Origin of the sequence: Pseudomonas edaphica, from assembly GCF_005863185.1 — a bacterium.
Lineage (GTDB): Bacteria > Pseudomonadota > Gammaproteobacteria > Pseudomonadales > Pseudomonadaceae > Aquipseudomonas > Aquipseudomonas edaphica.
Genome location: NZ_VBVZ01000574.1, coordinates 1 through 3,885 on the forward strand (window position 1 = coordinate 1; position 3,885 = coordinate 3,885).

Annotated in this window: 4 protein-coding genes; all 4 read right to left on the bottom strand. The window is 59.0% G+C overall.

Annotated elements, in window-relative coordinates:
- Nucleotides 1-86 precede the first annotated feature (86 nt).
- On the bottom strand, nt 87-575 hold the full coding sequence (locus FEM54_RS26780; protein WP_099549400.1) for an RDD family protein: 489 nt from the start codon (nt 573-575) through the stop codon (nt 87-89).
- A 94-nt stretch (nt 576-669) separates the two neighbouring features.
- Nucleotides 670-882, bottom strand: a complete 213-nt coding sequence (locus FEM54_RS26785; RefSeq protein ID WP_017139143.1) for a cold-shock protein — start codon at nt 880-882, stop codon at nt 670-672.
- Between the two features lie 391 nt (nt 883-1,273).
- Complete coding sequence (gene gcvT, locus FEM54_RS26790; RefSeq protein WP_138453676.1) at nt 1,274-2,398, bottom strand: glycine cleavage system aminomethyltransferase GcvT; 1,125 nt, start codon at nt 2,396-2,398, stop codon at nt 1,274-1,276.
- 39 nt (nt 2,399-2,437) lie between these two features.
- Nucleotides 2,438-3,814 carry an L-serine ammonia-lyase gene (locus FEM54_RS26795; protein ID WP_017139145.1) on the bottom strand — a complete coding sequence of 459 codons (1,377 nt, stop codon included), beginning with the start codon at nt 3,812-3,814 and terminating at the stop codon, nt 2,438-2,440.
- Between the last annotated feature and the right edge of the window lie 71 nt (nt 3,815-3,885).

Sequence of the window (3,885 nt, forward strand, 5' to 3'; positions counted from 1 at the left end):
GCGATCGTTCAGTCACAGCAGCATTGACTGATAAACCGCTATCGCAGGCAAGCCAGCTCCCACACTTGATCTCTAGTGTTCTTGGGTTACTTTTTCTGCTTTGGAATGTGCACCAGCTGCGTATCCGAGTAGATGTCATGCCAGCTGCGCTTGCGCTTATCAAACACCGACCAGACAAACCCCAACCCCACGCACAACCACGATGCAATCGCCACCACAAAGCGCAGCAGCGCCTGCCATAGGCTGATGCGCGAGCCGTCTGCGTTCTGCACGCGCACGCCCCACACCTGCATGCCCAATGTCTGCCCCGAATGGGTCCAGAACTTGGCGAAGAAACCAAACAGCACAAAAAACAGGATCGTCGACAGCAGCGGGTCGCCGTCCAGCGCGCCGGACTCGGTGAGCGTGCGCATCCTGGCTTCGCCGATAAACGCCATCCACACCAGCTTGTAGATAAACGCGGTGACGATCAGCAGGGCGGTGCACAACAGGAAGTCATAGAACATCGCTGCCAGACGACGGCCCAGGCCAACGGCGGGGAATTCGCCTTGGGGGCTCAACAAAGGTTTGGGCATGGCCGTCTCTCTTGAGAAAAAAGCCATTTTACGAGCAAACGCACATAAAAAAGCCCCTGATGTCACCATCAGGGGCTTTTTGTCGCAGTAAGGATCAGCCTTCTGCTTGTACTTCGTCAGCCTGCATGCCTTTCTGGCCTTGCACGGCGATGAAAGACACTTTCTGGCCTTCTTTCAGGCTCTTGAAGCCATTGCCCTGAATAGCGCGGAAATGCACGAACAGATCCGGACCGCTTTCTGGAGTGATAAAACCAAACCCTTTCTCGTCGTTAAACCACTTGACGGTACCGCTCTGACGATTCGACATTTCTTATTTCCTTTGACGCTAAAAATTAATGACAGCCCCTTTCACATGAAAGAGTACTGGGCTGGGTTGCAGGAAAGTAAGAGACGTCGAACGGGTTGTAGCAAACTTATGGCTACTGCCCAGGTCCAGGTTCAAAGCGACCCATGCAAACACAGTGGCTAAACTCTACGTCAACTAATATGGAAAAAACAAGCCCCGGAGAATCCCCAGGTTTTGCTCGGCCATATGACACTTCGTTGACTAAAAGTGGATCCCACATATTCGATAGCGTTGCTCACTTGTTATAGGTTTGCGCCTATTAAAATGACTATCGTCAATGCACTCTTTTATGGCGGTTGCGTTACAAATTAGTGCGCGTTAACGCAACCGCGTTACTTATAGGAACAGTCAATCAGCCACGGTAGTAACGTTGCGGTACAAATGGCATTTTACTTACACGTAGTGGCACCTTTTTCCCACGTACCAACGCAGACACTTCGGTGTCCAGTGCGACAAATGCGCTGTCCAGGTAACCCATGGCCAATGGGCCGCCCAGTGTCGGGCCAAAACCGCCGCTGCACACGCTGCCGATCACCGTGCCGTGTTCGTCGACGATTTCTGCGCCTTCACGCACCGGGGTCCGTTCCTGTGGCAGCAGGCCCACGCGCTTGCGGCTTACGCCGGCTTGTTGCTGGGTGAAGATGCGGTCAGCGCCCGGGAAGCCGCCAGCACGCGCGCCATCGGCACGACGGGCCTTGGAGATCGCCCAGAGCAGGCTGGCTTCGATCGGCGTGGTTTCGGTGTTCATGTCATGGCCATACAGGCACAGGCCGGCTTCCAGGCGCAGGGAATCGCGGGCGCCCAGGCCGATGGCTTGAACTTCGGTTTCGGCGAGCAGGCTGCGCGCCAGGCTCTCGGCATTGGCCGCCGGTACGGAAATCTCGAAACCGTCTTCACCGGTGTAGCCCGAGCGGCTCACGTAGCAGTCCACGCCCAGCAGGCGCAGGGTGGCGAACTGCATGAAAGTCATTTTGGTGACTTCCGGCGCCAGGCGCGCCAGCACTTTCACTGCCTCCGGGCCTTGCAAGGCCAGCAGGGCGCGCTCTTCGAACAGCGGTTCGATGCTGCACTGCTCGCCGATGTGTTTGCGCAGGTGGGCCAGGTCCTGGTCCTTGCAGGCTGCGTTGACCACCAGGAACAGCTCGTCGTTGCCCAGGTTGGCCACCATCAGGTCATCAAGGATGCCGCCCTGGTCGTTGGTGAACATGGCGTAGCGCTGCATGCCGACTGGCAGGTCGATGATGTCGACCGGCACCAGGGTTTCCAGGGCCTTGGCGGCGTTGGCGCCGGTCAGGCGGATCTGGCCCATGTGGGACACGTCGAACAGCCCGGCTTGATCACGGGTGTGCAGGTGTTCCTTCATTACGCCCAGCGGGTATTGCACCGGCATGTCGTAGCCGGCGAAGGGCACCATGCGCGCGCCCAACTCGATGTGCAGCGCGTGCAATGGGGTTTTCAACAGGGTTTCGGTGGACATGTTCAGCTCCTGAAAAACGTGCGGACGCGCTTGTAGGCGTCAGCACTCGATAATGTTGACGGCCAAACCGCCACGGGCGGTTTCCTTGTATTTGCTTTTCATGTCGGCGCCAGTCTGGCGCATGGTGCGGATGACCTTGTCGAGTGAGACAAAGTGCTGCCCGTCACCACGCAAGGCCATGCGCACGGCATTGATCGCCTTGACCGAGCCCATGGCGTTGCGCTCGATGCACGGTACCTGCACCAGCCCGCCAATCGGGTCGCAGGTCAGGCCGAGGTTGTGTTCCATGCCGATCTCGGCAGCGTTTTCCACTTGGGACACGCTGCCGCCCAACACTTCGCACAAAGCGCCTGCGGCCATGGAACAGGCCACGCCGACTTCGCCCTGGCAGCCGACTTCGGCGCCGGAAATCGAGGCGTTTTCCTTGTACAAAATACCGATGGCGGCGGCGGTGAGCAGAAAGCGCACCACGCCGTCCTCGTTCGCGCCGGGGATAAAGCGCATGTAGTAATGCAACACCGCCGGCACAATCCCGGCCGCACCGTTGGTGGGCGCGGTGACCACGCGCCCGCCGTTGGCGTTTTCTTCGTTGACCGCCAGCGCATACAGGTTGACCCAATCCAGCACCGACAACGGGTCGCGCAATGCCGATTCGGGGTTCTTGCACAGCTGCCGATGCAGCGCCGCCGCACGGCGCTTGACCTTCAAGCCGCCGGGCAAGATGCCTTCGTTGCGACACCCGGCATCCACGCAGTCCTGCATCACTTGCCAGATGTTCAGCAAGCCGGCGCGAGTCTCCGCCTCCGGGCGCCAGGCACTTTCATTGGTGAGCATCACCTGGCTGATGGACAGTCCGTAGGTGGCGCAATGGCCAAGCAAGTCCTTGGCGTGCTTGAAAGGGAAGGTCAGCGGCGTGGTGTCTTCGACAATCCGGTCAGCGCCGGCAGCGTCTTCATCCACCACAAACCCACCGCCGACCGAGTAATACTCGCGGCTGCGGATCTGGATACCGGCGGCGTCGAAGGCACGAAAAATCATGCCATTGGGGTGGTAGGCGAGAGGCTTGCGAATCATCGCCAGGTGTTCTTTCTCGTTGAACGCAATGCTGTGTTCACCGAGCAGGTTCAAGCGACCGTCACCGCGCATTTGCGCAAGGCGTGCGGCGACGGTTTCAGTATTCACGGTGTCTGGGTGTTCGCCTTCCAGGCCCAGCAACACGGCCTTGTCGCTGCCGTGACCTTTGCCGGTGGCGCCCAGCGAGCCATAGAGCTCCACCTTGATGCCGCTGGTGGCGCTCAGCAGGTTGTCGCGCTTGAGGCCTTCGACGAATCGAGCGGCGGCGCGCATCGGGCCGACGGTATGGGAGCTGGAGGGGCCGATGCCAATCTTGAACAGGTCGAACACGCTAAGGGACATGGTTGTTCTCCGGTTTCTTATTATTTTGGAAGACTTGCTCGCTCAGTGTAGAAACCGGGCTTGTGTGGGAG